This is a genomic window from uncultured Dialister sp. (assembly GCF_937959425.1).
Classification (GTDB): Bacteria; Bacillota; Negativicutes; order Veillonellales; family Dialisteraceae; genus Dialister.
In genome coordinates this window covers 1-5,247 of the sequence record NZ_CALGPS010000036.1, presented here as the reverse complement: position 1 = coordinate 5,247, position 5,247 = coordinate 1, and the positions used below count along the sequence as shown (strand labels likewise).

The window sequence follows — 5,247 nt, the reverse complement described above, 5'->3', positions numbered from 1 at the left end:
ACGTACGGTTCTGTGAGGGGCGGACAGAGTAATCTGATTCCGTCTACTCAACTGATCGGCCTTTGGCCGGAGGGGTCTTAGGTTTGACGCCCGCTTTGCGGGCGAGAGTTGTGGATAGCCGCTGCGCGGCAATGATTATGAAGTCATCGTTACGGGAATGCCTTTTGTGTCACCAATGCTGCATGACGGAGTGCGTTACCCCCCCCTTCCTTTGGAAGGCAGAAGCCCTGCAGAGGGCTTCTGAGCCGGGCTCTTATTTGAGCATAGCCTGCACATAAAGCGAACACCTTAAAGCCCGGCCGGAGGTGTCGCCGCAGGCGACGGAGGATAGTGGCCTTTTGAAAAAAGGCCGAGGCCCCAAAGGAGCCTAAGATGGCTCATAGTGGCTTGGCGCTATCTTCAAGTGTTCCTCAGGGCTCCGCCCAGCTCCTTCCTGCGGGTGGCAATCCTGCATAGGATTGTCAAGTCAAGCGACATTGGCCCTTAGCCTGCCCATTAAAGGGCCTTCATTTTAATCGCTTGACCGTAAGGAACCTTACATTACGGAATTTCCTTCCTGCTGCATCAATCATGCTAAACATAGCGGTGAATTGGCCACTGGCGTGGCCACCCCCTATCCGGCTGCGCCGAACTCCCCCCTATTCAGGGGGGAGAATAGACCGCTCTACGCTTTCCTGCAGAATCATGTGGCACAAATGCACAGCACCCATAGTCCCACCAGCGAAGCTGGGGGGAAGGTGGTGGCGCAGCCACCAAAGGGGGTACTCCCTCCCCGCCCGCAAGGGCGGTTGTGAAGGTTTTATAATAATGGCGCCCCCATATTTCCAAAAGGGCGCCACACCACGGCCTTTGCCCCCTGAGCGGCAGCGATAGAGCCCTTGGCACCGAGGGCCGTTAGGCCCGATGGATGCCATACGCCCCTCTGCCTCGTAGCGGCAGGCCCCTACGGGAATACAGCCGACCCGCCGACTGGTATTTACTGCCATTGGCAACACTTACTACGCGTACTGCGCGTATTCTGCATAGAATGCGCGAGTCGGCCAAAGTTGGCCCTTAGCCTGCCCATAAAAGGGCCTTCCTTTTAATTGGTCGACCGACGATCCTTCGCTGGCGCTCAGGATGACAATGGGAGGCGGCCCCCGATCCTCGATCCCGATCTTCGATCCCAGCCGCTCCGCGGCTGCACGCCCACCACCACCCTCTGAACCCTGTGAACCCTTTGCACCCTCTCGGCCCTTCGGGCCGTGTCCACAGCACAAAAAAAGAGCCGCAGTTTCCTGCAGCTCTTTCTGCTCTTATTCATTAACAGGATATACGCTGACCTGTCTCTTGTCTCTGCCAAGACGTTCGAAAGCGACTCTGCCTTCTGCGGTTGCAAAGAGTGTATCATCCTTGCCGATCTTAACGTTCAGGCCGGGATGGAGATGGGTGCCTCTCTGGCGAACGATGATGTTGCCCGGTTTAGCAATCTGTCCTGCGTGCATCTTTGTGCCAAGGCGCTGGGCGTTGGAGTCACGGCCGTTGCTTGTGCTGGACGCACCTTTATGATGAGCGAATAACTGGAGATCAAAAAGTAACATGAAATTCACCCCTTTTTATCAAGAATCTTTAAATGGGATGGATACCTGGTTTCCACAGCCCGAAGGCCGTGAACCATAGTGCAGAAGAGAACCTGGCTTTTTTCATCGGATGATGAAATTTCCACCTCCATGAAACCGAAGTCGGAATCATAGGTTCCTTCTTTATGAAGCACATCCTGAAGCCCGCCGGCAATGGTCAATGTGATGGCACTTACCGCGGCACAGATGAGATCATATTCCCCATCCTTTTCATAACCATCTGCGTGTCCATGAATGGAGAAACCGGTATAACGGCCTTCCTTATCATGATGCATGTCTACAGTGATCATTATGCTTCGATTTTTTCAATCTTAACCTTTGTGAAAGGCTGACGATGACCCTGACGACGACGGTAGTTGGACTTAGCCTTGTACTTGAAGATACGGATCTTGCGTTCCTTACCCTGTTCAAGGACCTTGCCGGTTACCTTGGCACCAGCTACGTTGGGCTGACCGATCTTTACGTCATCTCCGGATACGAGAAGAACTTCGTCGAATGTTACTTCTGCGCCTTCTTCAACGTCCAGTTTTTCGATGGAAATAACCTTACCTTCTTCAACAACGTACTGTTTTCCACCTGTTTTGATAATTGCGTACATTTGTGCACCTCCTCTTTACTATACTCGCCGATGCAGGCAGCATTTCTGCATTTCCAAGAGCCTTATTCGTGCGGTTGCGTCATGGCACTTATGTACAATGACTTGATTATTATACAAAAAGAAATGGGGAATGTCAATAGTTGGTTTTAAAGTTCTTAAGATTGACCGGCCTCTGGCCGGAGGGTTCTTAGGTTTGACGGCGGCTCTGCCGCCGAGGGTTGTGGATTGCCGCCTTTGGCGGCAATAAGTATGAAGTCAGCGTTACGTGCTTACCCTCCTGTTGCTTAAGGCATGATAAGCATTGAGGGTGAATTGGCCACTGACGTGGCCACCCCCTATCCCGCTTCGCGGGACTTCTCCACGGGAAAGCGTCTCACACGATTCTCAGGTCGCTGCAGCTCCCCTACGAATCGTGTTCGCTTGCCACCCCTATTCAGGGGGCAGAATAGAGCGCTCTACGCTTTCCCACAGAGTCATGTAGCACAATGCTGAGTACCCATAGTGCACCCTGAACAGGGGGAAAGGTGGTGGCGCAGCCACCAAAGGGGGGTGTGCATTTTCATCACGCCGAAGGCGTGGTTTGCTTGTTTCCCCTCGCCCGCTAGGGCGGTTGTACAGTTTTATCCAAACTGGCGCCTTCTATTATTTAAAAGGCGCCACCACAACCCTCGGCCCCACAGGTGCGTCAAACCTTAGAACCCTCAGGCCACAGGCCTGTCAAACTTCGGCCCGAAGGGCCGTCAACTTTAAAAGGGGCCTCTGGCCCCTTTTACTTCCCGCAGTCTGCTACTTTTCTGACCAGTTTTCTTGTAATGCTTCCGAAGAAGTCCTGGTCTTGGAAGCGGAGGAAGCGGATAGGCTTTTCTACGCTCTTTACATAAAGGGTGTCTTTATTGGTGAAGGAGAAGGTGTAGGCGCCGTCCAGGGAGAGGGAAAGGTTCTTTTCTCTTTCCGGTACCCTGATTTTGACCACGTCGTCCCTTGAGAGGACCATGGCGAAGCGCTGGAGAGTATGGGCGCAGATGGGGACGATGATGATGCGGTCGTCGGAGGGGCCCAGCACCGGGCCTCCGCAGGAGAGGGAGTAGCCGGTGGAGCCGGTGGGCGAGGAAATGATGAGGCCGTCGGCAGCGTATTCCTGGATGAAGCTGTCATTGATGAAGAGGCGGATTCTGGCCAGCTGGCCGATGGAGTTGTGGCCGATGACCACGTCGTTCAACACGTGGGGCAGTGTTTCCTCTGTCCTGTCTTCATGCACAATCCTCGAGGACAGGTAAAGGCGCTGTTCTTTCTTGAAATCGCCGGCAAGGATCTGGTCCATCCTTTTTTCCAAGTCCGAAAGGGTGATGGAATTCAGGAAACCCAGATCGCCCAGATGGAGGCCTGCCATGAGGACGGGATAGTCGGCGAAGGTGCGGGCGGCGCCAAGGAAGGAGCCGTCGCCGCCTACGGAGAGGATGAAGTCCCTTTGCCCCATGGTTTCTTCCGTTTCATAGGTTTCTTCTGTAAATCCCATTTCCATGAGGCCCTTTCTCATGGAAATGGGAAAGCTGTAATCTATTTTTTTCAACCTGAGGAGGCCGGTCAGGGCCGTGAGGGCCTGCTGTAAATCCGCTTTCCCCAGGTTCGGGTAAATGCCAAATCTCATTCCCTTATCCTTTCAAGCCGGCATGGGCTTCTTCTACCACTTTTTCCACATCCGCCGATGTAATGTCCCTTTCAGGTTTCTCATTTTTCAGCCACGCCAGAAATTCGATATTTCCGGAGCCCCCCTTGATGGGCGAATAGGTGAGGCCGTGGCAGTACAGGTGCTCTTCCGCAAAGGCGGCAAGGGTGTCTTCGATGACTTCCCTGTGCACCTTGGGGTCCTTCACAATGCCCCCCTTCCCCACTTTCTCCCGGCCCGCTTCGAACTGGGGCTTAATAAGGATAACCAGGGAGCCCTCCTCCTTCAGGATAGAGTGGACGGCGGGGATGATTTTGGTGACGGAAATAAAGGAAACGTCGGTGGAAATGAAATCCACCTTTTCACCAAGAAGGTCTTCCGTTACCACCTTGATGTTCGTCTTCTCCAGGTTCACTACCTGGGGATTGCTGCGGAGCTTCCAGTCAAGCTGGTTCGTGCCTACGTCGATGGCAAAAACCTTCGATGCCCCGTTTTGGAGAGCACAGTCCGTGAAACCGCCGGTGGAAGCGCCGATGTCCGTCATCACCTTTCCTGTAAGGTCAATGGAAAAAGTCTTCAGCGCCTTCTCGAGCTTAAAGCCGCCGCGGCCCACATAGGGCATAACGTGGCCCTTGATGCGGAGATGGGCGTCCACAGGCACCTTCGTCCCTGCCTTGTCCACAGGCACATCATTCACCAGAATGATGCCTTCCATAATATGACGTTTTGCATTCTCCCGGCTTTCAAAAAATCCCTGCTCCACCAGGAGCACATCAAGCCGTTCTTTCTTTACTTTCCGGTTAGCCAATGTGGTACCTCGTTGTTTTTATGAAATATGACACGCCCTGCGGGTGGTACGGAGAAAAGGGTTCTTAAGATTGATGGGCCCTTCAGACCCAAGGGTTCTTAGGTTTGACGGCGCCTTTGGCGCCGAGGGTTGTGGTATCGCCCTTCGGGCGATGAGTATAAAGTCAGCGTTACGGGATTTGCATTAGTGTCGCCAGTGCTGCATGAAGGAGTGCGTTAGCCCCCTTCCAAAGGAAGGGGGGTGTCGCCGCAGGCGACAGGACTAAAAAGGAAGGCCCCAATTTTATATCAGCTGCCGCAGGCAGCTGCCTTTGGCAATCACCCCTCGCCACTTCGTGGCCCTCTCCCGCCCCGGTGGGAAGCGTGTCACTGGATTCTCAGTCGTCTATCGACTCCCTGCGAATCCAGTTCCCTTGCCACCTGACAAGCAGTGGGGCGCAAGAGAGTATATAGGCACTCGCCACCCACCCCTGGACAGGGGTGGGCAAGGGATGTAGTGGCACGGTTCCTTTTTCCCCATAAACTTGCCCACCCCCGCACTCGGGGGTGGGGGGACC

General features: G+C 54.1%; 5 protein-coding genes. All 5 read right to left on the bottom strand.

Annotation, left to right across the window (positions count from 1 at the left end):
• Positions 1-1,295: 1,295 nt before the first annotated feature.
• Entirely contained in the window at positions 1,296-1,580 is a 285-nt protein-coding gene (gene rpmA / locus Q0482_RS01745) for a 50S ribosomal protein L27 (RefSeq protein WP_297002197.1), read from the bottom strand.
• A 5-nt stretch (positions 1,581-1,585) separates the two neighbouring features.
• A complete protein-coding gene (locus Q0482_RS01740) occupies positions 1,586-1,909 on the bottom strand; it encodes a ribosomal-processing cysteine protease Prp (protein ID WP_299142595.1) in 324 nt (107 codons plus the stop codon).
• Positions 1,909-2,217 (bottom strand): 50S ribosomal protein L21, encoded by a 309-nt coding sequence (gene rplU, locus Q0482_RS01735; protein WP_008859010.1) that lies wholly within the window; start codon positions 2,215-2,217, stop codon positions 1,909-1,911. Before rplU ends, Q0482_RS01740 begins: the two co-directional genes overlap by 1 nt.
• A gap of 769 nt (positions 2,218-2,986) precedes the next feature.
• Entirely contained in the window at positions 2,987-3,865 is an 879-nt protein-coding gene (locus tag Q0482_RS01730; protein ID WP_299142592.1) for an NAD(+)/NADH kinase, read from the bottom strand.
• Between the two features lie 4 nt (positions 3,866-3,869).
• Positions 3,870-4,691 carry a TlyA family RNA methyltransferase gene (locus Q0482_RS01725; protein ID WP_299142589.1) on the bottom strand — a complete coding sequence of 274 codons (822 nt, stop codon included), beginning with the start codon at positions 4,689-4,691 and terminating at the stop codon, positions 3,870-3,872.
• Positions 4,692-5,247 lie beyond the last annotated feature (556 nt).

Excerpts from the sequence above, each read along its gene's own strand:
- Q0482_RS01740 (WP_299142595.1), bottom strand. The coding sequence starts at position 1,909 with ATGATCACTGTAGACATGCATCATGATAAGGAAGGCCGTTATACCGGT.
- Q0482_RS01730 (WP_299142592.1), bottom strand. The coding sequence starts at position 3,865 with ATGAGATTTGGCATTTACCCGAACCTGGGGAAAGCGGATTTACAGCAG.
- rplU (WP_008859010.1), bottom strand. The coding sequence starts at position 2,217 with ATGTACGCAATTATCAAAACAGGTGGAAAACAGTACGTTGTTGAAGAA.
- rpmA (WP_297002197.1), bottom strand. The coding sequence starts at position 1,580 with ATGTTACTTTTTGATCTCCAGTTATTCGCTCATCATAAAGGTGCGTCC.